The organism is Stackebrandtia nassauensis DSM 44728 (assembly GCF_000024545.1).
Classification (GTDB): domain Bacteria; phylum Actinomycetota; class Actinomycetes; order Mycobacteriales; family Micromonosporaceae; genus Stackebrandtia; species Stackebrandtia nassauensis.
The window spans coordinates 5,351,472-5,378,450 of sequence record NC_013947.1; the positions used below are offsets into that span (position 1 = coordinate 5,351,472).

General features: G+C 68.6%; 19 protein-coding genes, 1 pseudogene and 1 riboswitch. Of the genes and pseudogenes, 9 read left to right on the forward strand and 11 right to left on the reverse strand.

Annotated features, from left to right (window positions below; genetic code table 11):
* Window positions 1-68: 68 nt before the first annotated feature.
* Window positions 69-2,159, forward strand: a complete 2,091-nt coding sequence (locus SNAS_RS24930; RefSeq protein ID WP_013020251.1) for an alpha-N-acetylglucosaminidase — start codon at window positions 69-71, stop codon at window positions 2,157-2,159.
* 3 nt (window positions 2,160-2,162) lie between these two features.
* On the opposite strand, the gene SNAS_RS24935 is transcribed toward SNAS_RS24930, so the two are convergent.
* On the reverse strand, window positions 2,163-3,023 hold the full coding sequence (locus SNAS_RS24935; protein ID WP_013020252.1) for an SDR family NAD(P)-dependent oxidoreductase: 861 nt from the start codon (window positions 3,021-3,023) through the stop codon (window positions 2,163-2,165).
* Window positions 3,024-3,120: 97 nt separating this feature from the next.
* Here SNAS_RS24935 and SNAS_RS24940 point away from each other — a divergent pair, with 97 nt between their 5' ends.
* Window positions 3,121-3,747, forward strand: a complete 627-nt coding sequence (locus tag SNAS_RS24940; RefSeq protein ID WP_013020253.1) for a TetR/AcrR family transcriptional regulator — start codon at window positions 3,121-3,123, stop codon at window positions 3,745-3,747.
* Window positions 3,748-3,762: 15 nt separating this feature from the next.
* On the opposite strand, the gene SNAS_RS24945 is transcribed toward SNAS_RS24940, so the two are convergent.
* Window positions 3,763-4,203, reverse strand: a complete 441-nt coding sequence (locus SNAS_RS24945; protein ID WP_013020254.1) for an NUDIX domain-containing protein — start codon at window positions 4,201-4,203, stop codon at window positions 3,763-3,765.
* 189 nt (window positions 4,204-4,392) lie between these two features.
* Here SNAS_RS24945 and SNAS_RS24950 point away from each other — a divergent pair, with 189 nt between their 5' ends.
* Both SNAS_RS24950 and SNAS_RS24955 read left to right on the forward strand, forming a co-directional pair.
* Complete coding sequence (locus SNAS_RS24950; RefSeq protein ID WP_013020255.1) at window positions 4,393-5,505, forward strand: alpha/beta hydrolase family protein; 1,113 nt, start codon at window positions 4,393-4,395, stop codon at window positions 5,503-5,505.
* Window positions 5,506-5,631: 126 nt separating this feature from the next.
* Window positions 5,632-6,024 (forward strand): hypothetical protein, encoded by a 393-nt coding sequence (locus SNAS_RS24955; RefSeq protein ID WP_013020256.1) that lies wholly within the window; start codon window positions 5,632-5,634, stop codon window positions 6,022-6,024.
* Here the strand turns inward: SNAS_RS24955 and SNAS_RS24960 are convergent.
* The 3 genes from SNAS_RS24960 to SNAS_RS24970 form a co-directional block, all read right to left on the reverse strand.
* Window positions 6,011-6,391 carry a hypothetical protein gene (locus SNAS_RS24960; RefSeq protein WP_013020257.1) on the reverse strand — a complete coding sequence of 127 codons (381 nt, stop codon included), beginning with the start codon at window positions 6,389-6,391 and terminating at the stop codon, window positions 6,011-6,013. The two genes, SNAS_RS24955 and SNAS_RS24960, sit on opposite strands and share 14 nt — an antisense overlap.
* A 67-nt stretch (window positions 6,392-6,458) precedes the next feature.
* Window positions 6,459-7,484, reverse strand: a complete 1,026-nt coding sequence (locus SNAS_RS24965) for a 6-phosphofructokinase (RefSeq protein ID WP_013020258.1) — start codon at window positions 7,482-7,484, stop codon at window positions 6,459-6,461.
* 85 nt (window positions 7,485-7,569) lie between these two features.
* The gene (locus tag SNAS_RS24970; RefSeq protein ID WP_013020259.1) at window positions 7,570-8,079 is read right to left on the reverse strand and encodes a polyadenylate-specific 3'-exoribonuclease AS; all 510 of its coding nucleotides are present in this window, start codon (window positions 8,077-8,079) and stop codon (window positions 7,570-7,572) included.
* 387 nt (window positions 8,080-8,466) lie between these two features.
* Here SNAS_RS24970 and SNAS_RS24975 point away from each other — a divergent pair, with 387 nt between their 5' ends.
* Together SNAS_RS24975 and dnaE are read left to right on the forward strand one after the other, a co-directional pair.
* On the forward strand, window positions 8,467-9,114 hold the full coding sequence (locus tag SNAS_RS24975) for a Crp/Fnr family transcriptional regulator (RefSeq protein WP_086013331.1): 648 nt from the start codon (window positions 8,467-8,469) through the stop codon (window positions 9,112-9,114).
* Between the two features lie 122 nt (window positions 9,115-9,236).
* Entirely contained in the window at window positions 9,237-12,776 is a 3,540-nt protein-coding gene (dnaE, locus tag SNAS_RS24980) for a DNA polymerase III subunit alpha (RefSeq protein WP_013020261.1), read from the forward strand.
* Between the two features lie 8 nt (window positions 12,777-12,784).
* Here the strand turns inward: dnaE and larA are convergent.
* The 5 genes and pseudogenes from larA to SNAS_RS25010 form a co-directional block, all read right to left on the reverse strand.
* A pseudogene (gene larA, locus SNAS_RS36965) lies at window positions 12,785-14,050 on the reverse strand (nickel-dependent lactate racemase); the annotation flags it as partial.
* 4 nt (window positions 14,051-14,054) lie between these two features.
* Window positions 14,055-14,921, reverse strand: coding sequence for a fumarylacetoacetate hydrolase family protein (locus tag SNAS_RS24995; RefSeq protein ID WP_013020262.1), 867 nt, complete (start codon window positions 14,919-14,921; stop codon window positions 14,055-14,057).
* Window positions 14,922-14,956: 35 nt separating this feature from the next.
* Window positions 14,957-15,706 carry an SDR family NAD(P)-dependent oxidoreductase gene (locus SNAS_RS25000; protein ID WP_013020263.1) on the reverse strand — a complete coding sequence of 250 codons (750 nt, stop codon included), beginning with the start codon at window positions 15,704-15,706 and terminating at the stop codon, window positions 14,957-14,959.
* A gap of 26 nt (window positions 15,707-15,732) precedes the next feature.
* A complete protein-coding gene (locus tag SNAS_RS25005; RefSeq protein WP_013020264.1) occupies window positions 15,733-17,028 on the reverse strand; it encodes an enolase C-terminal domain-like protein in 1,296 nt (431 codons plus the stop codon).
* Window positions 17,029-17,043: 15 nt separating this feature from the next.
* Entirely contained in the window at window positions 17,044-18,321 is a 1,278-nt protein-coding gene (locus SNAS_RS25010; protein ID WP_013020265.1) for an MFS transporter, read from the reverse strand.
* A gap of 162 nt (window positions 18,322-18,483) precedes the next feature.
* Here SNAS_RS25010 and SNAS_RS25015 point away from each other — a divergent pair, with 162 nt between their 5' ends.
* Both SNAS_RS25015 and metE read left to right on the forward strand, forming a co-directional pair.
* Window positions 18,484-19,275: an IclR family transcriptional regulator gene (locus tag SNAS_RS25015; protein WP_013020266.1), complete on the forward strand. Its 792-nt coding sequence runs from the start codon at window positions 18,484-18,486 to the stop codon at window positions 19,273-19,275.
* A 204-nt stretch (window positions 19,276-19,479) separates the two neighbouring features.
* Window positions 19,480-19,648: riboswitch (cobalamin riboswitch) on the forward strand.
* Between the two features lie 134 nt (window positions 19,649-19,782).
* On the forward strand, window positions 19,783-22,032 hold the full coding sequence (gene metE, locus SNAS_RS25020; protein WP_013020267.1) for a 5-methyltetrahydropteroyltriglutamate--homocysteine S-methyltransferase: 2,250 nt from the start codon (window positions 19,783-19,785) through the stop codon (window positions 22,030-22,032).
* Between the two features lie 113 nt (window positions 22,033-22,145).
* Here metE and SNAS_RS25025 read toward each other — a convergent pair whose 3' ends face one another.
* Window positions 22,146-24,293: an HAL/PAL/TAL family ammonia-lyase gene (locus tag SNAS_RS25025; RefSeq protein WP_013020268.1), complete on the reverse strand. Its 2,148-nt coding sequence runs from the start codon at window positions 24,291-24,293 to the stop codon at window positions 22,146-22,148.
* Window positions 24,294-24,455: 162 nt separating this feature from the next.
* Between SNAS_RS25025 and SNAS_RS25030 the strand changes: the two genes are divergently transcribed.
* Window positions 24,456-26,978, forward strand: coding sequence for a PEP/pyruvate-binding domain-containing protein (locus tag SNAS_RS25030; protein WP_013020269.1), 2,523 nt, complete (start codon window positions 24,456-24,458; stop codon window positions 26,976-26,978).
* Window position 26,979 lies beyond the last annotated feature (1 nt).

Here is a 26,979-nt window from a genome sequence, read left to right on the forward strand (position 1 = left end):
GGGTGGCCATCCGCTTGTCGCCTTGACCGGCTAAGGTCGGCAGTCTGCGCGATTGTAGGAGGCCAACGGTGGCACGGCAGGATCTGGAATCGGCATACGCGGCGATGCGGCGGCTGGCGCCGCGGCTGTGGGAGACCCACCGCGAGAAGTTCACCGTGGATATCACCGGCGAGGCCGCCGACGGCTACCGTTTCGCCGCCGACGGCGAGCGGCTGTCGCTGTCGGGCAACGACATCGGCTCGGTCCTGACCGGTTTCCGGCACTATCTGGAGTCCAGCCACCTCGGTCACATCAGCCGCGGCGGCGACCGCTTCACCGTTCCCGAGACGCTGCCGCTTCCGGAGCGGCCGGTGTCGCGCACCAGTCCGCACCGGTTCCGCTACGCCACCAACTTCACCGTCACCGGCTACACGTCGCCGTACTGGCAGTGGCCGCGGTGGGAGCGGGAGCTGGACCTGCTGGCCGCCTCGGGCATCAACCTGTCGCTGGTCACCGTCGGCACCGACGCGGTCTGGCTGGACACGTTCGGCGAGTTCGGTTTCGACGAGAAGACGCTGCTGTCGTGGATCGCTCCCCCGGCCCACAACCCGTTCCACCAGATGGGCTGCATGTGCGGCTTCGGCGGGGTGTCGCGGCGGCTCGTCGAGGAACGCGCCGAGCTGGGACGCCGCATCACCGACCGGATGCGGGAGTTGGGCATCGAGCCGGTGCTGCCGGGCTTCGCCGGGCTGGTGCCCGGCGACATCGGTGACACCGCCGCCATCCCGCAGGGGCAGTGGTTCGGCTTCGACCGTCCCGCGTGGCTGCCCACGACCACCCGCGCCTACGCCGAGGTCGCGGAAGTGTTCTACGCCAAGCAGACCGAGCGTCTCGGCGCGACCCGGGCGCAGGCGGTGGACCTGCTGCACGAGGGCGGCACCTCCGGCGGGGTCGACCTCGCCGACGCCACCCGGGGCATCGCGGCGGCGATGGAACGCGCCCACGACGACTACCTGTGGGTGCTACAAGCCTGGTGGGACAACCCGCTGCCGGAAGTGCTGGCGGCCACCGACTCCGACCACCTCCTGCTGCTCGACCTCACCGGCGAGGGCTGGCGCAAGACGAAGGGCTGGCACGGCAAGCCGTGGGCCCGGGGTTCGCTGACGAACTTCGGCGGCCGTACCGTCCTGTTCGGAGGGCTGCCCGAGATCGCGGAGCTGCCGTCGCTGAAGGACGACCCGAAGGCGTCCTCCCTGGTGGGTACCGCGCTGGTGGAGGAGGCGTGGCAGGTCAACCCGGTGGTGTGGTCGCTGTTCACCCAGACCTCCTGGGCCGACGGCGATATCGACCTGAACGCCTGGGTCCCCGAGTACGTCGCGGCCCGGTACGGGAAGGCCCACCCTCGGGCCGTGCGCGCCTGGCACGGCCTGCTGGCCACCGCCTACCGCAGCATGGACGGCCGTCCCGGTGGCGCCGAGTCGCTGTTGTGCGCGATGCCCAGTCTGGACGCCGACCGTGCCTCGATGAACGGCCCGCATTCGCTGCCGTATCCAGCCGAGGCCCTTGAGGTGGCCTGGCGGGACCTGCTGGCCGCGCGCGAGGCCCTGGGCGGCGCCGACACCTTCCGCTTCGACCTGGTCGACGTGACCCGCCAGGTCATCAGCAACCGGGCCCGGCCGCTGCTTCCGTTGCTGCGCACGGCTTACGCCATGAAGGAACTCGACCGGTTCATCGCGCTGAGCCACAGCTTCATCGACCTGTTCGAGCTGCTGGACCCGGTGCTGGCCACCCGCGAGGAGTTCCTCGTCGGGCGTTGGCTCGCCGACGCCCGGGCGCTGGCCGCCGACGAGGACGAGGCCGACGCGCTGGAGTTCGACGCCCGCACCATCATCACCACCTGGGGCGACTCGCCCGAGTCCAGCGCCACCCTCATCGACTACGCCAACCACGAGTGGGCCGGGCTGATCGCCGACTACTACCGGCCCCGGTGGGAGAAGTACCTCAAGTCGCTGGAGACCGAGCTGCGGGAAGGGAAGCCGGCCGAGCCGATCGACTTCTACGCCGACGCGGCGGCCTGGGCGCGGTCCCACGACACCTACCCGACCGAGCCGAGCGGCGACGCGGTGTCCAGTTGCCGGGCCGTCCACCACGCGCTGCCGTACTTCGAGGGACTGCCGTAGCGGTCACGCTGAGGCCACCGCGGACAGTGTCCGGGTCGCGTATCCGGCCAGCCGCCGGGCCGCGGTCGGGTCGAACGCCGGGCCGGTGACGTCCAGTTTGTCGTGTTGCATGTAGGCGCTCAACGGTTCCGGATCCGGGTCGTCGATGTGGCGTCGCAGCATGTCCACGGCGACGTCGAGCGGCTGGCCGCGTTCGCGCATCGCGGCGACCAGTTCCGCGTCGGCGGGGCTGTACTGTCCGGTGAACCCGGAGGCGGTCAGGCCGGGATGGGCGAGGACGTAACGGATGTGCGTGTCCGGGTTGGCCAGCGTGAAGTCGACGCCGAGCAGGTCGCAGAGTTTGCCGCACTGCGCCATCACCAGGTCGGGGCGATAGCCGCGCCGAAACTGCGGGTCGTCCCAGTTGAGGGCCGACAGTTCGCCGCCGGGCCCGGCCAGGTTCAGGATCACCGGGTTCTCGTTGCGCGCCAACGGTTCGACGAGGCCGTGGCTGAACAGGTAACGGCTCAGGTAGAACAGCGCGAAGTTGTGCTCGATGCCCTCGGGGGTCTCGGCCCGGGTCGAGCGGTAGTAGCGGGCGCCGAGGATCACGGCGTCCAGTGACGGGAACCGGGTGGTCAGCTCGGCGAGGACGCGGTTGTTCTCGGCCACCAGGCTCAGATCCGCCCGCAGGAATGTCGCCCGGTCCCGGGCGTCGAGGGCCTCGGCCTCGGCTTCGAATCGGGCGCCCTTGTCGGCGTCGGTGCCGATCGCGACCACGCGGTCGCCGCGTCGCAGATAGTGCAGCCCCAGGGCTTTGCCCATGCCGTCGGTGCCGCCGGTGATGACGATGGTTCGCGGTTCGCGCTCAGAATTTAGACTCATTGGTCTAAATTAATGATCCCGCGAGTACATGTCACGGGATTGTGAGCCACTAGACCGACGGGTCTGGTTTTCCGTACTCGCCGATACACTGAGCACCATGGTGGAACAGGCCGCGACCGGACGTATCGACAAGCGGAACGCCGTGATGGCCGCCGCCTTCGACGTGTTCTCCCGCGAGGGGTACCAGCAGGCCCACGTCGATCAGATCGCGGCGCGGGCCAAGGTCGCCAAGGCGACCGTCTACAACCACTTCGGCGACAAGGAGACCCTGTTCCGGGCGGCCATCGAAGCGTTGTCCGAGGCGGCCCTGGCGCGGAACCTCGCGGCGGTGGCCCGGCTGGACGAGGCGGGGGCCGACCCCGGCCCGGCGTTGACGGACGTCGGTGTCCGGTTGATCGACTGCTACTGCGAGGAACAGTCCTGGGCGTTGCGGCGACTGCTGTACGCCGAGACCCCCCGGTTTCCGGACCTCGTCGCGCTCGTCCAGGACCGGGTCGCGGTGCCGGTGGTGCGGGCGCTGGCCGACCGGCTGGCCCGGTTGTCGCTGGCGGGGCTGCTGGCCACCGACGACGCGGACGCGGCGGCCGAACAGTTCACCGCGCTGCTGACCGGTCCGCTGGAGGCCCGGTCGCGATACGGCACCCGCAGGGTTTCCCGGGCCGAACGCCGGGCCGTCGCCGAACGGGCCGTGACCACGTTCCTGCGGGCCTACTCGCCGGCCTGACCACCGCGAGGTCCGTCACCTGACGGAAGCGGCGTAGGACAGGCTCAATAGCGTCCATTCCGGACACTTCGGGTGGTTCTTCACCTCGTCGGCCGTCAGCCAGTGCACCGCCTCGACCTCCTCCGGTGCGGCGACGCGGGGTTCGCGTCCCCGGGGCAGTTCGGCGGTGAACGTCGCACCGATGTACCGGTTGCCGTCGTCGCCGACGAAGAACTCACTGCGGACGTAACGCAGCGACACGTCGGACAGATCCAGGCCGACCTCCTCGGCGGCCTCGCGGCGGGCGGTGTCCTCCAGGATGAAGCCACAGTTGGCCTCGGCTTCGACGCGTCCGCCGGGAAACGCCAGCATCCCGGGGGCGTTGCGGAGCCTGCGGCCGCGTTCGATGAGCAGCCACCGCTCGCCGCGCCGCAGCGCGATCTCGACGTTGACCCCGAAAAACTGTGGCGTCTCCATGAGCCGACACTAGCGGGATCGGTTCGGGACCGGTCCCCGTTCGTCCATCGTCCGGACTACGTCTCGCGGACGATCCGCCCGCCGGAATACCGTCGATGTCGGACCCCAATTCGCTCCCGCTGCCGACGCGCCAGAACCGTTGCGGCGCATAGCGTCGGATCTCCCCTAACCCATATCGGAGGGATCCATATGAGACGCAGACTACTCGGACTGGCCGCGGTGGCCGCCGTGGCGGCGGCCGGTCTCGCCGTGGTGCCGCCGGCCAACGCCGCGACGGCGGAGCGGCCGGAGCTGCTCGAACCCACCGGCCAGCACCGGGTCGGCCGGACCGACCTGCACCTCGTTGACGAGGGGCGCGCCGACCCCTGGATGCCGGACCAGGACCGGGAACTGATGGTCTCGCTGTACTACCCCGCCAGGAAGAACAGCGGAAAACCGACCGAGTACATGACCTACGACGAGTCCAAGGGCTATCTGGAACAGGAAGAGCTGGACCTGCCGCCCGAAACGCTCAACACCGTCAAGACCTACGCGTACCAGGACGCCAAACCCTTGCCCGGGAAGAAACGGCCGCTGGTGCTGTTGTCGCCGGGCTGGACCAAACCGCGCGCGACGCTGACCGGGATCGCCGAGGAGCTGGCCAGCAAGGGTTACATCGTCGCGGTCATGGGGCACAACTACGAGTCCGTGACCCAGTTCCCCGACGGCACGCTCACCAAGTGCGAAGCCTGCGGCCGCAATGAACTCGACAAGGCCTCCCAGGGGCGCGCCAAGGACGCGAGTTTCGTCATCGACGAGCTGACCGACCGGCGCGGGCCGTGGCGCGGTTCCCAGTGGATCGACGCCGACCGCATCGCGATGTCGGGACACTCGCTGGGCGGCGGCGCCAGTTACGAGGCGTTGCGTGACGAGAAGCGGATCAAGGCCGTGGCGTCCCTCGACAGCCGGATCTACGAGCCGGGCGCGTTCGCGGTGGACCGGCCACTGTTGTTGCTGGGCAGCGCGAAGCGGACCTCCGAGCACCCGGACGATCCCTGGCACCAGGCCTGGGACAACGCCAGCGGCTGGAAACGCTGGATCAGTGTCGACGGCACCGCGCACTCGTCGTTCACCGACGTCGGGCTGCTGGGACCGCAGGTGGGCGTGACCGATCCCGAGCAGACCCTGGAACCCGAACGCTGCACCGAGCTGACCCGTGACGTGGTGTCGGCGTTCTTCGACAAGCACCTCAAGGGAAAGAACCGGCCGATACTCGACGGCCCGACCGACGACTACCCGGAACTGAAGTTCCGCAACCCGTAGCCGTCACCGCGTCCGGCCGCTTGGGCGGCCGGACGCTCACGTCAAGTGGCGGATACCCGACAGTTCACGGCGTCACGGTGCGTTAGCGTCGAGACATAACTAGACGAAAATGCGAGGAGGATCGGCATGCGAAAGGTCTTTGCCGTCTTCGCGACCCTCGTCGGCTCTGTCGTCGCCGCGATCAGTATCGCGACCCCGGCCTACGCCGCGTTCCATGACCGGGTCGCGAACCCCTATCTGCACACGCTTCTGGACGCCCTGACGCTGGCGATAGTCACGTCGCCACTGTGGACGGCTTACCTGTGGGGCGCGAACCGCCGGCGCGGGCTCATCGCCCTGATCGCCGTGGTTCAGGTTCCGGTCGCGGTGTTCTCGTTCGTACCGATCCCCGATCCGGCCCTGCACGCCATCGCCTTGGCGCTCAGCCTGACCATCACGGTCACCTCGCTGTGGTACGTGCGGCGGGCCGCGAAACTCGATGCGGTCGAGGCCCGCACCGAGCGCATCACGGCACGATAGCCATCGCCTCGCCACGCGTCACCGGTGTGCGGTGTTCACCCGCGCGCGTGCGCACCGACACTCCGGTGACGCGGTTACCTTCGCGTAGAACGCGAACCTCGGGACAACCCGGGTGCGGACCGTCGAACTCGGCTTCGCCGAGCGGGACGGTGTGGAAGGCGCAGTGGTCCTCGTCGGTGTGACCCCAGGCGCGGAACAACTCGACACCGTCCATCATGTAGATACCGACGCTGAGCGTGCGGTCGCCGTCGGGGCGGCGGTAGAAGGCGGCGCACGCGCCGGGCACCTCGACGCCCTCGAAGTCCACCTCGTACAGGACTTTGTGGAGTTCGAAGGCGGCGAGGTCGGGTTGCGTTATCGCGAGCATGATCGGATCAACGAACCAGGTCGGCTTGGGTGATGGGACGAATCCGACAATTAGACGAATCCGACAATTAACCGAAGAAGACCTCGGCCTCGGCGAGCCGTTCGGCCGGAACGGTCTTGAGCTCGGCGGTGGCCTCCGACAGTTCCACCCGGACGATGTCGGTGCCGCGCAGCGCGACCATCTTGCCGTAGTCGCCCTCGTGGATCGCGTCGATGGCGTGCAGCCCGAAGCGGGTGGCCAGCACCCGGTCGTAGGCGGTGGGGGTGCCGCCGCGCTGCACGTGACCCAGGACCACGGCCCGGGACTCCTTGCCGGTGTGCTTCTCGATCTCGTCGGACAGCCACTGGCCGATGCCGCCCAGTCGCACGTGCCCGAAGGCGTCCAGGCCCTTGTCCTGGGTGACCATCTCGCCCTCGGCGGGCTGGGCGCCCTCGGCGACCACGACGATCGGCGAGTAGTCGATCTCGAAGCGGGACTCGACGAAGCGCACCACCTCGGCGACGCTGAACCGCTTCTCGGGCACCAGGATGGCGTTGGCGCCACCGGCGAGTCCGGAGTGGAGCGCGATCCAGCCGGCGTGGCGGCCCATGACCTCGACGACCACGCAGCGGTGGTGGCTCTCGGCGGTGGTGTGCAGCCGGTCGATGGCCTCGGAGGCGATGTTGACGGCGGTGTCGAAGCCGAAGGTGTAGTCGGTGGCGCCGAGGTCGTTGTCGATGGTCTTGGGAACGCCCACGACCGGGATGCCGTCGTCGGTGAGCTTCTTGGCCACGCCGAGGGTGTCCTCGCCGCCGATGGCGATCAGCGCGTCGACACCCAGTTCGGTCAGTGTGGACCGTACCTTGTCGACTCCGCCGTCCACCTTGTAGGGGTTGGTGCGCGAGGAGCGCAGGATGGTTCCACCGCGCGGCAGGATGCCGCGAACCTCGTTGACGCCCAACGGGGTCGTCTTGTTCTCGATGGGGCCACGCCAGCCGTCCCTGAACCCGACGAACTCGTGGCCGTACTGCTGTACTCCCTTGCGGACCACAGCCCGGATGACGGCATTGAGACCGGGGCAGTCTCCGCCTCCGGTCAAGACACCTATGCGCACTTCTCACTCCAGTTAAGTTGGTGTCGGCTAGGCGAAAGACCCCGTTGTCCCTGCCTGACATTCAACCGCAGAGCCTATACCCGCACTAGGAGTCCTGGGTCACCCGACGCATGGTTTCCCAGCGGGCCAGGTTGTGCCGGGCGTCGGCCAGCGCCGAGTGCTGGTCGGCGGGGGCGGCGGGCAGGTCGGGACGGCCCAGGTCGTCCCACAGTTGTTTGAGGTCCTTGGTCATGCGGGGAATCGCGCGCGGCAGCGCGGGCATGGCGCCCCACAACTGGACCAGCGCGATGTGGTCGTAGGCGCCGTACCAGGCCCACAGCTCGATGCGGGCGTTGGAGACGCCCCGGATCGGGGCGACCAGGAACTCGTAGAGGTCGTCGCGGATGGTCTTGCGGGCCTGCCAGGCGGGGTCGGCCGGGGAGGGCAGTTTGTCCAGGACGTTGTGGCGCACCCACGGGATGGCCTTGGACTCGTCGAACTCGGTCGATACGGCGTAGAACTCCCGGCCCTTCTCGTCGACGACTCCGATGGAGACCAGGTCGATGGTCGTCCCGTCCTCGATGAACTCGCAGTCGTAGAAGTACCGGTATACCACCGTTATGGTCCTTTCGGCCGAGTTACATATCGCTCGAACGGTTCGAATTGGGTTGGTTCACGGGCGTCGTGCCGTCACGTGAACAGACGGTACGGCACGATACCGGCGATGCCAAAACTGGTTGTTCAGGATGCATCACCACAAAAAAATTCGGACATCTATCAATAAAGCACGTAAAATTCGTGAGGGGTCGGTTAACACTCTCCCGGAAGGGGGACGTGGAACCGTCACCACCGCCGTCGATTATTCGGCTGCGGGGCTGTACATCACGGCGAAAGCCAGGAATGATCGACAGGTACCCACGCTGACGCAAGGTCCCGGCATTGGGGCCAAAGGGGGTGGTGGCACGTGGACGCCAGAGCGTCTGACGATCTGCTGGCCGGTGTCATGATGTTCACCGGTCTGGACGCCGACGCGCGGCGCAAAATCGCCGCGAAGGCGATTCCGCGTCAGTATCGGCGGGGGCAACTGCTGTTCGTCGAGGGCGACCCCGGCGAGTCGCTCATCATGGTCCGCTCCGGTGCCGTGGCGGTGTTCCGCACCGCGCCCACCGGCGAGCGCGCCATGCTGCACGTGGTGCGGTCCCCCGACGTCCTCGGTGAGGTCTCCCTTCTGGACGGTTCCATGCGCTCGGCCTCGGCCGAGGCGCTGGAGGACACCTCCGCCATGACCCTGGCCCGCACCACCTTCCTGGAACTGGTGCACGCCAGCCCCCACATGCTGGACGCCGTCATGCGCACCATGGGCGGCATCGTGCGCAGACTCACCGAGCAGAGCTCCGACCACGTCTTCCTGGATCTGCCCGCCCGGGTGGCCAAGGCACTGGTGCGGCTGACCGGCCACACCACCGCCCCGATGGTCACCATCGAGCTGAACCAGACCCAGCTGGCCGAGCTGGCCGGCGGCTCCCGACAGAGCGTCAACCAGGCGATCGGCACCTTCGCGCTGCGCGGCTGGCTGCGCACCGAGGGCCGTCGCATCGTCGTCACCGACATCCCGGCGCTGCGCCGACGGGCCGGAATCGACGAGATGTAGGACAGTCCACAAGGGATTTGGGATGGAGCTTCCGCTCACCGTGCCGACAGGTTTAGGGTGGTGCGGTGCGACCGTTCGTCGGGGTCGCGCCAGCCACATTCGCCGCAGGCCAGGGGAGCGCTATGTCGAAGGATTTCGTCCACCTTCACGTTCACACGGAGTATTCGATGCTGGACGGGGCCGCCAAGATGCGGCCCATGTTCGCCGAGGTGGAACGGCTGGGGATGTCGTCCATCGCCATGACCGACCACGGCAACATGTACGGCGCCTACGAGTTCTACCAGGAGGCCAAGAAGACCGGCATCAAGCCGATCATCGGCATCGAGGCCTACCTGGCGCCCGGCGACCGGGCCCACAAGAAGCCGGTGCGGTGGGGGCGCCCGGACCAGAAGAGCGACGACGTGTCCGGTGGTGGCGCCTACACCCACATGACGATGTGGGCGGCCAACGGCAGCGGCCTGCGGAACCTGCTGAAGCTGTCGAGCCTGGCGTCCTTCGAGGGCCAGTACCAGAAGCCGCGCATGGACGCCGAGCTGTTGTCCAAGTACGCCGAGGGCATCATCGCCACCACCGGCTGCCCGTCGGGTGAGGTGCAGACCCGGCTGCGGCTGGACCAGCCGGACGAGGCCCTGGCAGCGGCGGCCAAGTACCAGGACATCTTCGGCAAGGACAACTTCTTCCTGGAACTGATGGACCACGGCCTCGACATCGAGACCCGGGTCCGCGAGGGCCTGCTGGACATCAGCAAGAAGCTGGGCCTGCCGCTGCTGGCCACCAACGACTCCCACTACGTGCACCAGCACGACTCCGACAACCACGCCGCGCTGCTGTGCGTCCAGTCCGGCAAGACCCTCACCGACCCGAACCGGTTCGCGTTCTCCGGCGACGGCTACTACATCAAGTCGCCCGCCGAGATGCGGGAACTGTGGAGCGAACTGCCCGAGGCCTGCGACAACACGCTGCTGATCGCCGAGCGGATCGAGTCCTACGAGGAGGTCTTCGCCGAGGTCGACCGGATGCCCCGGTTCCCGCTGAAGGAAGGCGAGACCGAGGACATCCTGCTGCGCCGCGACGTGGAGAAGTACACCCCCAACCGCTTCCCCGACGGTCTGACCCAGGAGTACAAGGACCGCATCGACCGGGAACTGGGCGTCATGTCCGCGATGGGTTTCTCCGGCTACTTCCTCGTCGTCGGCGACCTGGTGCGGTGGGCGAAGTCGCAGAAGATCCCCACCGGGCCCGGACGTGGTTCGGCCACCGGTTCGCTGGTGGCCTACATCCTGCAGATCACCGACCTGGACCCGATCGAGCACTCGCTGATCTTCGAACGGTTCCTCAACCCCGAGCGGGTCTCGCCCCCCGACATCGACCTCGACTTCGACGAGCGTCGGCGCGGCGAGGTCATGCAGTACACCGTCGAGAAGTGGGGCGAGGAGAACGTCGCCCAGGTCATCACCTTCGGCACCATCAAGACCAAGGCGGCCCTGAAGGACGCGGCCCGCGCGCACCTCGGCCAGCCGGGTTTCGCGGTGGCCGAGCGGATCGCCAAGGCGCTGCCGCCGCCGGTCGCCGCCCAGGACATTCCGCTGTCGGGCATCGTCGACCCGAACCACGAGCGCTACAACGAGGCCGCCGAGGTGCGGGCCCTGGTGGAGAACGAACCGGAGGTCAAGCAGATCTTCGACACCGCGCGCGGCCTGGAGGGGTTGATCCGCAACGCGGGTGTGCACGCGTGCGCGGTCATCATCTCCAGCGTCCCGCTGCTGGGGCAGGTGCCACTGTGGATGCGGCCCGACGGCTCGGTCATCACCGGCTGGGACTATCCGTCCTGTGAGGCCATGGGCCTGCTGAAGATGGACTTCCTGGGGCTGCGCAACCTCACGGTCATCGGTGACGCCATCGACAACGTCAAACGCAACCACGGCGTGGAGCTGAGCACCGAGACGATCACGCTGGACGACCCCAAGACCTTCGAACTGCTGTGCCGCGGTGAGAGCGCCGGGGTGTTCCAGTTCGAGGGCGCGGGCATGCAGGACCTGCTGAAGCGGATGCAGCCCAAGAAGTTCGGCGACATCGCCGCCATCTCGGCCCTGTACCGTCCCGGCCCGATGGCCGCCAACGCGCACCTCAACTACGCCGAGCGCGCCAACGGGCGGCAGTCGCCCGAGCCGATCCACCCCGAGCTGAAGGACGCGCTGGAGCCGATCCTCGGCGAGACCTTCCACCTGCTGGTCTACCAAGAGCAGGTCATGGCGATCGCGCAGCAGCTGGCCGGGTACACCCTGGGTGGCGCCGACCTGCTGCGTCGCGCCATGGGTAAGAAGAAGAAGGAGATCATCGAGAAGGAGTTCGAGAAGTTCTCCAACGGCATGACGGCCAACGGGTACTCCATGGAGGCGTGCCAGACGTTGTGGGACGTCATGCTCCCGTTCGCCGGTTACGCCTTCAACAAGTCGCACACCGCCGGATACGGCCTGGTCACCTACTGGACCGCCTACCTCAAGGCGAACTACCCGGCCGAGTACATGGCCGCGCTGTTGACCTCGGTGGGCGACAACAAGGACAAGTCCGCCCTGTATCTGGCCGACTGCCGCAAGCTCGGCATCAAGGTGCTGCCGCCCGACGTCAACGAGTCGCGGCGCAACTTCTCGGCCGTCGGCGGTGACATCCGCTTCGGGCTGGGCGCGATCCGCAACGTCGGCACCGGCGTGGTCGACTCGATCGTGGCCACCCGCGAGGCCAAGGGCAACTACGAGTCGTTCTCGGACTTCCTGCAGAAGTCGGAACTGCCGGTGTGCAACAAGCGGGTCATCGAGTCGCTGATCAAGGCGGGTGCCTTCGACTCGCTGAAGCACTCGCGCAAGGCGCTGTGCGAACGCCACGAGGTGCTGGTCGAGTCCATCGTGGGCGTCAAGCGCAAGGAGGCCGAGGGCCAGTTCGACCTGTTCGGGGGCATGCTGACCCCGGATCAGCCGGACGCGGCCACTCCCGGCGGCGACACCGACTTCTCCGGCGACGACTGGCCGCGCAAGACCACCTTGGAGTTCGAGCGGGAGATGCTGGGGCTGTACGTCTCCGGGCACCCGCTGGAGGGCGCGGAGATGATCCTGCGCAAGAACTCCGAGAACCGGATCGCCGACCTGCTCACCTCGGACATCCCCGACGGTACCTCGGTGACGATCGCGGGGATCATCTCCAGTCTGGAGCGTCGGGTCACCAAGCAGGGCAAGCCGTGGGCCAAGGCGACGGTGGAGGACCTGGACGCGGCCATCGAGTGCCTGTTCTTCCCCAAGACCTACGAGTTCGCCGGGCCGCAGCTGGCCCAGGACCTGGTGGTGGCGGTGCGCGGCAAGCTGAACCGCCGCGACGGCGAGATCTCGATCGTGGCCATGGATCTGGCGCCGCTGGAGATCAACGAGTCCGATCTGGTCAACGAGCCGACCCTGACCCTCAACGTGCAGCTGGCCAAGGTCAACGAGCGGGTCCTCGACGAGCTCAAGGCGGTGTTGCAGGGCAACCGGGGCGACATGGCGGTGCGGGTGAAACTGTGCGCCCCCAACGCCGAGACGCTGCTGGCCCTCGACGAGCGGTACAAGGTGGCCTCGGGTCCGGGACTGACCTCGGAGCTGAAGAGCCTGCTGGGTGCCGAGTGCCTGGACTGACCTAAGCGGATATAGGGAATCGTCTGCGGCCCTTCGGGAAGCACGCACACCCGGGCGTCGGGTCCGGCGGCGGCCAGCAGTTCGGCCACGGTCGCGGCGACGTCGGCGGTGTGTTCGAGGTGCGCCGAGCGCAGGGCCGTCGCGTCCAGTCCGGACGTGTGCATGATGACGCGGGCCCGTGTCTGGATCTTGGCCTGCACCTGGACCTGCCACTGGTCCGGGACGGTCTGCGGCCGGGCCTCGATGTCGTCCAGCAGTTCGCGCGGGGACGCCGCCGAGGCCAGCACCTCCCGGTAGCTCCCGTGGTCGGGGAAACCGTCGCGGCATTCGGCCGCGCACACGATGGTGCCGCCCTCGGCGACGATCGTGGCGGCGGCCGAGAGTCCTTTCACGCACTGGTACAGGTTCTGGTCGAGCGGGTAGCCGGAGTTGGTGGTCACCACCACCTCGAAGGGCTTGTCCACGGCGGACATGGCCAGTCGTCGCGCCTCGGCGCGGGCCTTGGCGTGCATCGCGAACAGTTCACCGCCGTAGGCGGCGACGATGTCGTCGTCGCGGTTGAGCAGCACGTCGAAACCGAAGTCCACTTTGCCCGCCGCTGCCACGACGGCCCGGATGTCGTCGTGCACCGGGTTGCCCTCGCAAGAAGCCCAGGTGGCGTCGCGGTGCCCGATCCGGTGGGCGTCGTGCAGGGTCAGCACCGTGTCCAGTCCGGCCAGGCCGGGGGCGACGAGTTTGGGGCCGCCGGAGAACCCGGCGAAGAAGTGCGGTTCCACGAAACCGGTGGTGACGCGGACGTCGGCGGCCAGCCAGTGCCGGTTGAGCCATACCGGGACGTTGTCACCGTGCCGTCCCAGCCACACCAGTGAGTCCGGGTCGCGGGCGTCGTGGTTGACGACGCGGACGGTGTCGGCGACCTCGTCGCCCAGCATCGCGCGGATCTCGGCGTCGGTGTTGCCCCGGTGGGTGCCGGTGGCCACCAGGATCACCACATCGGACGGATCGACGATGCCGTCCAGTTCGGACAGCACGGCCGGGATCATCAGGTGCCGGGGCTGGGCGCGGGTGCCGTCGCACATCGAGATCGCGACCGTTTGGCCGGGCCGCACCAGTTCCCGCAGCGGCGGTCCCGCGACCGGGTTTCGCAATGTGTCGCGCAACAGCGCGGCCGGGTCGCGTGAGCCGGGCACATAGGTGGGTTCGACGACGGTGGTGCGGTCGTCGGGGAACTCCACGTCGAGCCCGGTTTGTCCATACGCGAGCGTCACCTTCACGGGTTCACGCCTTTCGGGTGTGGCACCGGTTGGACAGCCTGCCGATCTTCTCGATCTCCACGACGACCTCGTCGCCGTCGCCCAGCAGCAGCGGCGGGTCCCGGAAGATGCCGACGCCGCCGGGGGTGCCGGTGGCGATGACGTCGCCGGGTCGCAGGGTGAAGGCCCGCGAGCAGTGCGCGATGATCCGGGCGACCGAGTGGTACATGACCGCGGTGCTGGCTTCCTGGACGACCGTGCCGTTGAGCAGGCACTTCACCGTCAGCGACTGCGGGTCGCCGATCTCGTCGGGGGTGACCAGGACCGGGCCCATGGGGCAGAACGTGTCCAGCGACTTGCCGCGCGCCCACTGTAGATCGCCGAACTGGAGGTCGCGGGCGGTCACGTCGTTGAGGCAGGTGTACCCGAAGACGTGTGACAGCGCGTCGGCCTCGGTGACGTTGCGGGCGGTGCGTCCGATGACGACGGCCAGTTCGGCCTCGTAGTCGACCTGGGTGGCGTAGGCCGGGTCCCAGGCGATGGTGGCGTTCGGGTTGGTGACGCTCGCGGTGTGCTTGAGGAAGATCGCCGGTTCGGCCGGTGCCTCCTTGTCCTGTTCCTCGGCGTGCTCGCGGTAGTTCTGGCCGATGCACACGATGTTGCCCGGCCGGGGCAGCGGCGCCAGCAGCGACAGTTCGATGATGGGGGTTCCGGTGCCGGACGGCACTTCGGCGGCCAGCCGTTCGACGGCGGCCACGGCGTCGGGTGTAGCGATGAGGCCCGCCATCGTGGTGGGCAGGTCGGCGGACAGTGCCGCCGTCGGCACCACCCGGTCGCCGACTGCGACGCCGAGGGTTTCGGCGCCGTCGTGGAGGTAGCTGACGAAACGCATGAGTCTCCTTGTGCTGGTTGGGTTGTGGATCGGGCTCACACGGCGGTCATGCCGCCGTCCATCATGAACGCGCTGCCGTTGACGAACCGGCCGTCGTCGCTGACGAGGAACGCGATACCGGCGGCGACCTCGTCGGGGGTGCCCATCCGGCCGTCGAGCTGCCGTTCCTCCATCGCCTTGCGGGCCGCGACCGGGTCGGGCGCGTCGGCGAGGATCTTGTCGATCCATTCGCTGGCCACGGTTCCCGGACAGATCGCGTTGACCCGGATGCCCTGGCCGACGTAGTCGGCGGCGATGGACTTCGTCAGCGCGATGACGCCGCCCTTGGAGGCGCAGTAGGCGGCCCGGTTGCGCACGCCCACGACCCCGGCGATCGAGCCGACGTTGACGATGATGCCGCCGCCCGCTTCCACCATGCCGGGCAGTACCGCGCGGCAGCTGGTGAAGGTGGCGGTCAGGTTGACGCCGATGACCCGGTCCCAGTCGGCGGTGCTGGTCTCGGCTGCCGGTGCGGCCACCCCGACCCCGGCGATGTTGGCCAGGATCCTTGGGGTGCCGACCTCAGCCAGCAGTGATTCGAAGGCGGTCGCGTCGCGGATGTCGAAGGCGTGCAGGCTGACGCTTCCCCCGGCGGCCTCGACGGCTGATCTGGTGTGTTCCAGGCGGTCGGCGTCCACGTCGACGGCCACGATGGAGTGTCCGGCGGCGGCGAGCCGCAGCGCGGTGGCGAAGCCGATTCCCGAGGCGGCGCCGGTGACGATCGCGATGGAGGGGTCCGTGTTCATTCCGTGTCCTTGTCGTCGGTTGCGGGTCAGCTCTGCCAGATCGCGCCGTCGGGGTAGGCGTAGTCCCGCAACGATTCCGGGTACATCCGGGCGCTGAAGCCCGGCGCGGTGGGAGCGGTGTAGGACGGGCCGTAGCTGATCGGGTCGGTGAAGTGCTCGTGCAGGTGCGGCACCGACTCGATGGCGCGGTCACTCTTGCTGCCGCTCACGGCGATGTAGTCGAACATGGACAGGTGTTGCACCAGTTCGCACAGTCCCACTCCCCCGGCGTGCGGGCACACCGGGACGCCGAACTTGGCGGCCAGCAGCAGGATCGCGATGTTCTCGTTGACTCCGGCGACCCGGGCGGCGTCGATCTGCAGTACGTCCAGCGATCCGGCCTGTAGCAGCTGTTTGAACAGGATCCGGTTGTGGGCGTGTTCGCCGGTGGCGACCTTGATGGGTGCCACGGCCTTGCGGATGGCCGCGTGTCCCAGGATGTCGTCGGGCGCGGTGGGTTCCTCGATCCAGTAGGGATCGTAGGGTTTGAGGCGGGTCATCCAGTCGATGGCCTCGTTGACGTCCCATTTCTGGTTGGCGTCGCTGGCCAGCCGGATGCCGTCGCCGAGTTTCTCCCGGGCGAGCGCGAACCGGCGGATGTCGTCCTCGATCCGGCCGCCCACCTTGAGTTTGATCATGGTGAATCCGGCCGCGACGGCCTCGGTGGCCAGCGCGATCATCTTCTCGTCGTCGTAACCCAGCCAGCCCGGCGAGGTGGTGTACGCGGGGAAGCCGGTGGCCCGCAGGTCGGCCTCGCGTTCGGCGCGGCCACTAGCCTTGGCGCGCAACATGTCCAGGGCCTCGTCGGGGGTGAGGGCGTCGGTCAGGTACCGCCAGTCCACCAGGGACACGATCTGTTCGGGGCTGAGGTCGGCCAGCAGTTTCCACAGTGGTTTGCCCTCGACGCGCGCGTACAGGTCCCACATCGCGTTGATCAGGGCGCCGGCGGCCAGGTGCACCACCCCCTTCTCCGGTCCCAGCCAACGGAACTGGGAGTCGTGGGTGAAGCGGCGCGCGAAGGCTCCCATGTCGGCGAAGGCCTCGTCGAGGTCGAGGCCGACCAGCGTCGCGCCCATCGCCTCGATCGCGGCGACGCAGATGTCGTTGCCGCGTCCGATGGTGAAGGTGAACCCGGCGCCGGAGTGGCCGTCGGGGTGGTCGGTGCGCAGCGTCAGGTAGGCGGCCGAGTAGTCGCCGTCGGGGTGCATGGCGTCCGAACCGGCCAGTTCGGCCGAGGTCGGGAACCGGACGTCGTGGGTCTCCACGGCGGTGATGCGAGGCATTGCTGTCCTTTCGGTTTAAGACTTGGCGATGGCGGCGGCCGGGACCGGCAGCGGTTCGATCCTGCCGACGACGAACAGGTAGTTCAGGGCGCCCAGCAGTGCGATCCCGCCGATGACGGACAGGGGGATCACGAAGGATCCGGTGGTGTCCACCAGGTATCCGACCATGATCGGGGTGAGGATTCCGGCGAAGTTGGACGCGAAGTTCTGGATGCCGCCGATGGAGGCCACGTGCGCCGAACTGGGGGCCACGTCGGCGGGCAGCGACCAGATGCCGGTTCCGGCGAAGGTCAGCGAGGCGTAGGACAGCGACAGCAGCGCCAGCGCCATCCACGCCTGCGGCACCAGGACGGCGGCAATGATGACCGAGCCGCCGACCATCCCGACCACGATGACGGTCTTGCGCACCCGGGTGACCGAGACGCCGCGCCGGATGGCGCGGTCGGCGACCCAGCCGCCCAGCCAGCCTGAGACCACGGCGCAGATTCCCGGGATCATCCCGAAGAAGCCGAGCTTGAGCAGGCTGAAGCCGCGTTCGTCCACAAGGTAGCTGGGGAAGAACGTGATGAAGAAGTAGATGACGCTGTTGAGGCAGAAGAAGCCCAGCATCATGCCGCGCACGGTGCGGTAGCCGAACAGCTTGCGCCACGGCAGTTTCGCCGCCCCCTCGGCGTCGTTGTCGGCGGTGCGGGCGCCGCCCTCGTTGATGTACTCCAGTTCGGCGGCGGAGACCTTCGGATGCTGGGCGGGGTCGCGGTACGCCTTCCACCAGCCCAGAGCCCAGGCCAGGCCGAGGATGCCGATGATGACGAAGGTGACCCGCCACCCGGCCAGCGCGATGATGCCGGTGACCAGCGGGATCGCGATGACGGCGCCGACGCGGGAGCCGGAGTCCCAGATGCCGGTGGCCAGGCCGCGTTCCCGTTTCGGGAACCAGGTGGCGACCACCTTCGCCGAGGTGGCCGGGGCGGGGCTCTCCCCGGCGCCCAGCAGCAGCCGGGCGGCGACCAGCGTCCAGAAACTGTGGACGGCGGCGGTGACGGCGGTGAAAATCGACCACCACACCGCGGCGATGGTGAAGGCCCGGCGGGGCCCGACCTTGTCGACGTACCAACCGGCGGCGAGCTGGAAGAAGTCGTAGGTCCAGAAGAAGGCCGCCAGGATCAGGCCCTCCTGGGTCTTGGTGAGGTGGATGTCCTCGCCCAGGAACGGCAGCGCCACGCTGATGCTGGCGCGGTCGAGGTAGTTGACGGTCAGGCCGACGAAGGCCAGCCAGATGATGGCCCAACGCATCCGGCCGACGGCCAGTGGGGTTCTTCGGGGCGGTCCGGCGTCGGCCGCCGGTGCCGAGGGGGTGCTCATGACCACACCGTAATGATCATGACTTGGCTTGTCAACATATTGGTAATCTGTCAATATATTGACAGACTCGACCGGCGGATAGATTGGGCAGCCATGAACGAGACAGCGGCGCGCAACTGGGACAGCGCCAAACCCGCCCCGGCGGTGCTGCGCGCCGGTGCCGTCCTGCGCGCCCTGGCGGCCTCCGGCGGCCGGGCACTGAGCGCCGCCGAGCTGGCCACCGCCGCCGACATCCCCCGCTCCTCGGCGATGAACGTGTGCGTCGCCCTGACCCAGATCGGGCTGGTGCGCGCCGTCAGCGGCGGCTTCGCGCTCGGCCCCGGCCTCACCGAACTGTCACAGGCCTATCTGGACGCCCTGGATCCGGTGCGCGAGTTCGGAACCCGCACCCGCGCGATGAACCAGATCGACGAGACCCTACAACTGGGCACTTTGGAGGGAACCGACGTCGTCTATCTGGCCCTCCACGGTGGCCGGATGCCGCTGCGCATCACCAGCCGGGTCGGATCGCGCATCTCGGCGACCTGCACCGCGCTGGGCAAGGCGATGCTGGCCGCCCAGACCGACACGCGGGTCCGCGCGCTGCTGGAATCCCGCCAGCCCTTCGTGTCCCACACCGAGAACTCCATCACCGACATCGACACCCTGCTGGCCGACCTGGACGCCACCCGACAGCGCGGCTATGCCGTCGACGCCGAGGAGACCACCTGGGGCATCACCTGCCTGGCGGTCGCCGTCCCCGGCCTGCCCGACGGCGCCCAGCCCTTCGCCGTCAGCACCTCGCTGCTGACCAGCCAGGCCAAGCCCGAACGCGTCGACTCGCTGGTGCGGCTGATCCGCGAACTGGTCACCGAGATCGGCGCCGGTTCCGGTTCCTCGCGTTGACGTTACGATGGCCGTGGCGCTGGTTCGCCACGGTCGGCTCGCTGGCCGTGGCGTCGTGGAGCTTTTGACTTTGTCCTCTTCCGTCGCGAGCGGCCTCCAGGTGAGTGGCTGGCAAGGCGGAGGTGCTTCGGCATCCCGGTGTTGGATGTCGAAGTGCCGACAACGCCGCCAGGTGCCGCCTGGTGGGCGCGCAGCAGGAAATGGGGCAAAGTCAGAAGCTCGAAGAGGGAACCCGGTGGGAATCCGGGACTGCCCCGCAGCGGTGAGTGGGAACGAAAGCCGTCATGAGCACTGGAGTCATCCGGGAAGCGACGGCCGGTAGGCAGGTGGCGACGCGAGTCGCCGCCGGTGCCCGCGAGTCCGAAGACCTGCCCGCGTCGGCGAGCACCGGCCGGTGCTCGCCCGCCGACGGCTTCGCGGGCAAGCCGCCTCGACAAGGGACGCCTTCGCGTCCGTCGTGGTCTTCCCGTGAGCCGAGAACCGTGGTTCTCGAGGGAAGGACACCACATGAATCATCCACTGTCCACAACCGTGCTGGGTTACCCCCGCATCGGACCGAATCGCGAGCTCAAACGCGCCGTCGAGAGTTACTGGGCGGGCAACTCCTCCGCCGAGGAACTGTCGGCCGCCGCGGCCGACATCCGTTCGGGGATGCTGCGCGACCTGACCGGCGCCGGACTGGAGTCGGTACCGTCCAATGTCTTCTCGCTCTACGACCACGTGCTGGACGCCGCGGTGGCCGTCGACGCGATCCCGGGCCGCTACCGGGACCTGGGACTGTCCGAGCTGGACACGTACTTCGCGATGGCGCGCGGCAACGCCGACATCGCGCCGCTGGAGCTGACCAAGTGGTTCGACACCAACTACCACTACCTGGTCCCCGAGATCGGGCCCGAGACCCGGTTCCGGGCCGTGGCCGACAAACCGCTGGCCGAGTTCCGCGAGGCCAAACAGCAGGGCGTACACACCCGGCCGGTGCTGCTGGGGCCGGTGACGCTGCTGCTGTTGTCGAAGTCCCCCGGCGGCGGCGCGCCGCTGGATCGACTGACCGACCTGGTGGAGGTGTACGCCGAACTGTTGTCGCAACTGGCTTCGGCGGGCGCCGACTGGGTGCAGCTCGACGAACCGGCCTTCGCCCTCGACCGCGACTCAGCCGAACTGTCGGCGCTGCGCGACGCCTACCGTCAACTCGGCGCCGTACCGGGCCGCCCGAAACTGCTGGTCACCGGCGGCTACGGCGACTTCGGTGACGCGCTGCCGATCCTGCTGGACAGCCCGGTCGAGGCCGTGGCGCTGGACCTGGTGTCCGGCGAACGAGACCTGAACCGGCTGGCGGCGCACGGCGGTTCCAACGGCACCATGATCCTGGGCGGGCTCGTCGACGGCCGCAACATCTGGCGCACCGACCTGCGCACCGCTTCGGCGACCCTGGGTACCCTGCTCGGCCTGGCCGACACGGTGGGAGTGTCCACATCGTCGTCACTGCTGCACGTCCCCGTCGACCTGACCGCCGAGACCACCATGGACCCGGCGCTGAAGGACCGGCTCGCCTTCGCCAAACAGAAACTCGCCGAGGTGACCCGGCTGGGCCGCTGCCTCAGCCACGGCGAGACCATCGGTGAGGCCGAGGCACTGCCGCCGGTCGCCGACGCCTGGCGCGACGGCACCGTCCGGGCCCGGCTGTCGGCACTGCGCCCCGACAGCGGCACCCGCACCCCCTATCGCCAGCGGGCCGCGGCCCAAGCCGAACGACTGGAACTACCACCGCTGCCCACCACCACGATCGGCTCGTTCCCGCAGACCACCGACGTGCGAGCCACCCGCGCCGAGTACCGCACCGGCAAGATCGACCGGGCCGCCTACGTGTCGAGGATGCGCGCCGAGATCGCCAGCGTGGTGCGGGCCCAGGAACGACTGGGCCTGGACGTCCTGGTGCACGGCGAACCCGAACGCAACGACATGGTGCAGTACTTCGCCGAGTCGCTGCGCGGTTTCGCCGCCACCGCCGCGGGCTGGGTGCAGTCCTACGGTTCCCGCTGCGTGCGACCACCGATCCTGTACGGCGACGTCAGCCGCCCCGACCCGATCACGGTCGAGTGGTCGACGTACGCGCAGTCGCTGACCGGCAAGCCGGTCAAGGGCATGCTCACCGGACCGGTGACCATCCTGGCCTGGTCGTTCGTGCGCACCGACCAACCACTGGCCGACACGGCCCGCCAAGTCGCGCTGGCACTGCGCGACGAGGTGCGTGACCTGGAGACCGCCGGGATCCGGGTGATCCAGGTCGACGAACCGGCACTGCGAGAACTGTTGCCGCCCAGGCGAGGCGACCACGCGTCCTACCTGGAGTGGGCGGTCTCGGCGTTCCGGCTGGCCACCGGCGGCGTCGCCGACTCGACCCAGGTCCACACGCACCTGTGCTACTCGGAGTTCGGCGAGGTCATCGACGCGATCGCCGCACTGGACGCCGACGTCACCAGCATCGAGGCGTCCCGCTCCAAGATGGAGGTCCTGGACGATCTACGCGAAGCCGGCTACGAACGCGGCGTCGGCCCGGGCGTGTACGACATCCACTCGCCCCGGGTGCCCGGCACCGACGAGATCGCCGACTCGCTGCGCGCGGCACTGCGGGCCCTCCCGGCCGAACGCCTGTGGGTCAACCCGGACTGCGGCCTCAAGACCCGGGGCTACCCAGAGGTCGAGGCGTCGCTGACCGCGATGGTCGAAGCGGCCCGCCAGGTGCGGGGCGAACTATAGCTACCGATATCTCGATAGCGTCCTAGGACGCACGTGCCGCGGGATGGTCCCACTTCGCCGGGGCCATCCCGCGTGGCGTGTCCGGCACCGACAGGGCGATATCCCATGTTTCGTCATCGTGGCCGATGATCCCGCACAATGGAACCGTGCTGATCGAGGTGGTGAGAGTCGCAAAGTTTCCCGGAACTCCCTGGAAGGCCGCCATCCAGACCGCGTTCGGTCGCGCCTCGGTCGGCTGGCGTGGTGACCCGGCCGCGCAGCCCGGCGAATACCACGTCGAGTGGACGATCGACGAGGACATCGTCTGGGGCCGAAACGCCAAGCCAGCTACTGGTACCGGTCCCGGGCTGCGCACTGGCGGGCATTGCGTTGTCCTGCGGGGACAGCTGAGCCTCACCGAGGACGGTGCCGCTGTGCTGGACCTGGACGGCACGCCAATCCTCCTGGACCTTGCCGCTCGGCTGCCCGACAACGTCATCGGCACGTGGGTCGAGCTCTTCATCCAACACGGCAAGGTCGCTGTCCACCCCTACGAACTCTGACGGCAATCCACACCAAACGTCAACGCCCCCAGGGCTGGCCGCGCGTTGGACGCGCGGCCAGCCAACCCCTTCACACCGGAGTAACTCCGGCAGGTACGGCGCCACGGTTCGGCCGAGCTCTCCGGAGGTGATCAGCTCGGCGATCGCGGCGATGTCGGTGTCGAGCCGTCGGTCGGCGTCGATGAACGGGGCTAGTTTGCGGACGGCGTCGAAGGCTGCCCGCGTACCGGGGGCGAGCAGGTCGGGGTCGCGCAGGTCGACGGCCTGGCAGGCCGCGAGCAGGTGGATCGCGGCGACCCTGGTGACCAGGTCGACCACGTCGCGGGCGCCCCGGGTGGCGATGGTGCCCATGCTGACCTTGTCCTGGTTGTGGGACTCGGTGGAGCGGGAGTGGGTGGTGGCGGGCGCGGCCCGGTGCAGGGCTTCGGCGGTGAGTGCCGAGGCCGCGATCTGGGCGCCCTTCAGGCCGTGGTGCAGTCCGGCCTCCGGGTCGCCCTCGGTCAGATGTGGGGCCAGTACCGGGGGTAGGCCCCGGTTGAACTTGTCGTCGACCAGCAGCGCGAGTTGTCGGTCCAGCAGGTCGCCGAGGTTGGCCACGGCGATCTTGAGGGCGTCGGCCGTTTGTCCCATGTGGCCGCCGTAGAAGTGGCCGCCGTTGTGGACGGTGCCCAGACCGGTGTCGAACAGCGGGTTGTCGTTGGAGGAGTTGACTTCGATCTCGACCCAGCGGCGCGACCATTCCAGGGTGTCGTCCACGACGCCGACCACGTGCGGGGCGCAGCGCACCGAGTAGCGTTCCTGCACCGTCTGGTCGACGTGCTGCATCCCGCCCTCGGCGACGGCCGGGGTGCCGTCGACGATCTGGGCGTGGGTCCGCGTCAGGCCGGAGCCTTCCAGCAGTGCCCGGATCCGCGCGGCGCTGCGGAGTTGTCCCGGGTGTGGTTTCTGGGCGTGAAGCCGGGGATGGAAGTGGTCCACATTGGCGGTGAGTGCCTCGACGGTCAGCGCGGTGCACACGTCGGCGGTCACGGCCAGCTCGGTGGCGTCGTGCACGGCCAGGGTAGCGAAGGCGGCCATGAGCGAGGTGCCGTTGAGCAGCGCCAGGCTTTCCTTGGGTTGCAGCACGAGCGGGGCCAGGGCGCAGTCCCGCAGTGCCTCGGCGGCGTCGCGTCGGACGCCGCGGTGTTCGACGGTTCCGGAGCCGATGAGCACGTTGGCCAGATAGGCCAGCGGGGCCAGGTCGCCGCTGGCGCCGACCGATCCGCATTCGGGAACCACCGGCACGATGTCGTGTCGCAGCAGCGCCAGGATCAGGTCCACCGCCTCGGCGCGGATCGCGGAATGCCCGCGCGCCAGGCAGTTGGCGCGGATCAGCATCATGGCCCGCACCACCGACGGCGCCGCCTCGGGGCCGGTGCCCACCAGCAGCAGCCGGACCAGGTTGTCCTGAAGGTAGGCCGCGCGCTGTGGACTGAGGTGGTGTTTCACGCTGTCGCCGACACCGGTGGTGACGCCGTAGATCGGTTGTCCGGTGGCGATGAGCCGGTCCCGCAGTGCCACCGAGGCGGTCATGCGCGCCCGCGATTCTTCGGATATGGAGGGAACCTCGGCGCTATGTCGGCGCGCGACCGCGACGACGTCGGCGATGCCGAGTCCGTCCTCTCCCAGTGGTGTGATGCTCGTCGGATGCCCGCTCGGCGAAAGCACGTCAGTCGTCACGATTCTCCTCTTCGGGGGGTATGCCCTGTGGCCGTGTTGTCATTACGCGGCAAGGCTTCTGCGCGGAACACATTACCGACGGCGACATATATTGCGTACATATCCCGGAAGGTGTACATTAGTTATTCATCAGGTGATGAATTAATGAATGCGGAGTCGGCGATGACAACCACCACCACGCAGCTTCCGGTCCGGGACCTTGCCACCCTCAACCGCGACTGCCTGCCGATCGCGGGTGGCAAGGGCGCCAACCTGGGCGAGCTGCTGGCCGCCGGGGTGCCGGTGCCGGGCGGCTTCGTGGTGACGACCGAGGCCTACCTGAAGGCGGTGCGCGACAGCGACGTCCGGGAGGACATCGAGCGCGCCATCGCCGACTCCGCGTTCGCGCGGGTGCGGGAGCTGATCGCGTCCGTTCACATGGACGCGGCGACCGAATCGGCCATCACCGACGCCTACCGCCGGCTGGGCGGCGGCCCGGTCGCGGTGCGCTCCTCCGGTACCGCCGAGGATCTCGCCGACGCAGCGTTCGCCGGTCAGCACGACACCTTCCTCAACGTCGTCGGCGAGGCGGCGCTCATCGACGCGGTGCGCGACTGCTGGGCTTCACTGTGGACCGACCGGGCGGCCGAGTACCGGCGCGACCGGGGCATCGGCTCCACCGACGTGGCCATCGCCGTCGTGGTGCAGGAGATGGTGGCCTCCGACGCCGCCGGGGTCATGTTCACCGCCGACCCGGTCAGCGGGATCCGCGAACACGTGGTCATCGACGCCAGCCCCGGCCTCGGTGAGGCGGTGGTGTCCGGTCTGGTCACCCCGGATCACTATGTGGCGAACAAGAAGAACGGCAAGGTGCTCGACTCGGCGCTGGGCCGCCGCGAGGTCGTGATCCGGTCCGTCGAGGGCGGCGGCACCGTCGAGTCGCACGAGGACGCCGCCACCGAACCGGTGCTGGACACAGCGACCGTCCGCGAACTGGTGGCGCTGGGCCGCCGGGTCGAGGCGCATTTCGGTGCCCCGCAGGACACCGAGTGGGCGCTGCGCGACGGGCGGCTGTACCTGGTGCAGGCCCGTCCGATCACCGCCATCCCCGAACCCATCGGCAAGGTCCGGTTCCCGCAACGGATGCTGGCCTCGATCCTGGCCGAGATCATCACCCGGCGCCCGTATCCGCTGGACTATTCATCGTGGACGATCAACATGTTCGCGGGCGTCCGGCTGTTCGCCAGCTGCATGGGTGTCACCTTCCCCGACCTGGAGAAGATGAAGGTCGAACAGGACGGCGTCATCACCTCGCTGCGGCCCCAGGCGCCCAAGCCCGGACCGCTCACCCCGGTGATCATCGTCCGCAACCTCATCCGGGGCCGCCGGTTCCCGGCCGCGACCTGGGAAGCCGATCCCCGGCTGTCGGCCTTTCTGACCGAGATCGATCGCCTGCGCGCCAAGGACCTCAGCGCCCTGTCCTATCAGGAGCTCGACACGGCGCTCACCGAGGCCCTCGACACCATCGAGCCGATGATGCTGCTGCGCTACGACTACCTGCCCCGCACGACGGTGGCGGCACTGCGGTTCCGGCTCACTCTGGCGCGCCTGGGTCTGGGCGACAAGTTCGGGCTGCTGCTGGCCGGGGCGGAGACCAAGACCCTGGAGACCAACCGCGCGCTCGCCGGACTGGCCGAGCGGATCCGCCGCGACGACTGGCTGCGCTCGGTCTTCGCGGACAACGACGCCGCCGACATCCGCCCGATCCTGGCCGACACCGAGACCGGCCGCGAGTTCCTGACCGCCTTCGCGGCCTTCCTCGACGAGTACGGGCATCGCGAGATCACCAGCATCGCGCTGGCCAGTGAACCGGTGTGGCGCGACTCGCCCGCCACCGTCCTGGGCATCCTCAAGGGAATGACGGTCGGCGACGCTCCGGAACCGAAGCAGACCGCCTCCGAGCGCGCCTTCGCCGAGTTGCTGGCGCATCCCAAACTGCGCGACCAGAAACGGCGCGACCGGGTGCTGCGGCGACTGGACGCGGCCCGCTACTTCACCAGCTTCCGCGAGGACACCCACTTCTACATGACGATGCCGCAGCCGATCGTGCGTCGGATCCTGCTCGAATACGGCGCCAGGTTGGCCGAGGCCGGGGTCCTCGACGAGGCGATGGACGTGTTCCACCTCCATCGCGGTGAACTGGAACTGTCCGCCTGGCCACCGGCCGTGTCCGACGTGGAGCGAATTCGCGACCTGGTGTCGCGTCGTGCGGCGATCCGGGAACGGCTCGGCGACGCGCCCCTCATCGACCGGCGCTACTTCGCCAGCAAGGCCGCCGACGCCGACGCGCTGCTGACCGGCATGCCCGCCTCGGCTGGCCGGTTCACCGGTGTGGTGCGGATCGTCAACGGCCCCGAGGACTTCCACACCTTGCGCGAGGGCGAGATCCTGGTCGCCCCGTTCACCAACCCGGCCTGGACGCCGCTGTTCCAACGGGCCGCCGCCGTCATCGTGGACACCGGCGGCGCGATGTCCCACGCGGCCATCGTCGCCCGCGAATACGGCATCCCCGCGGTACTGGGCACCGCCAACGCGGTGTCCACACTCAACGACGGCGACCGGGTGACCGTGGACGGTGACACCGGTTCGGTGCTGGCGGTCGACGGTGCCGTCACGGGCACCGACCGTGATTTAGGGTTCTCTTGAA

Bases quoted from the DNA above. Each gene is read 5' to 3' on its own strand.
- SNAS_RS24935 (WP_013020252.1), bottom strand. From the start codon at position 3,023: ATGAGTCTAAATTCTGAGCGCGAACCGCGAACCATCGTCATCACCGGC.
- SNAS_RS24940 (WP_013020253.1), top strand. From the start codon at position 3,121: ATGGTGGAACAGGCCGCGACCGGACGTATCGACAAGCGGAACGCCGTG.
- SNAS_RS24945 (WP_013020254.1), bottom strand. From the start codon at position 4,203: ATGGAGACGCCACAGTTTTTCGGGGTCAACGTCGAGATCGCGCTGCGG.
- SNAS_RS24950 (WP_013020255.1), top strand. From the start codon at position 4,393: ATGAGACGCAGACTACTCGGACTGGCCGCGGTGGCCGCCGTGGCGGCG.
- SNAS_RS24955 (WP_013020256.1), top strand. From the start codon at position 5,632: ATGCGAAAGGTCTTTGCCGTCTTCGCGACCCTCGTCGGCTCTGTCGTC.
- SNAS_RS24960 (WP_013020257.1), bottom strand. From the start codon at position 6,391: ATGCTCGCGATAACGCAACCCGACCTCGCCGCCTTCGAACTCCACAAA.
- SNAS_RS24975 (WP_086013331.1), top strand. From the start codon at position 8,467: ATGATGTTCACCGGTCTGGACGCCGACGCGCGGCGCAAAATCGCCGCG.
- dnaE (WP_013020261.1), top strand. From the start codon at position 9,237: ATGTCGAAGGATTTCGTCCACCTTCACGTTCACACGGAGTATTCGATG.
- SNAS_RS24995 (WP_013020262.1), bottom strand. From the start codon at position 14,921: ATGCGTTTCGTCAGCTACCTCCACGACGGCGCCGAAACCCTCGGCGTC.
- SNAS_RS25000 (WP_013020263.1), bottom strand. From the start codon at position 15,706: ATGAACACGGACCCCTCCATCGCGATCGTCACCGGCGCCGCCTCGGGA.
- SNAS_RS25005 (WP_013020264.1), bottom strand. From the start codon at position 17,028: ATGCCTCGCATCACCGCCGTGGAGACCCACGACGTCCGGTTCCCGACC.
- SNAS_RS25010 (WP_013020265.1), bottom strand. From the start codon at position 18,321: ATGCGTTGGGCCATCATCTGGCTGGCCTTCGTCGGCCTGACCGTCAAC.
- SNAS_RS25015 (WP_013020266.1), top strand. From the start codon at position 18,484: ATGAACGAGACAGCGGCGCGCAACTGGGACAGCGCCAAACCCGCCCCG.
- metE (WP_013020267.1), top strand. From the start codon at position 19,783: ATGAATCATCCACTGTCCACAACCGTGCTGGGTTACCCCCGCATCGGA.
- SNAS_RS25030 (WP_013020269.1), top strand. From the start codon at position 24,456: ATGACAACCACCACCACGCAGCTTCCGGTCCGGGACCTTGCCACCCTC.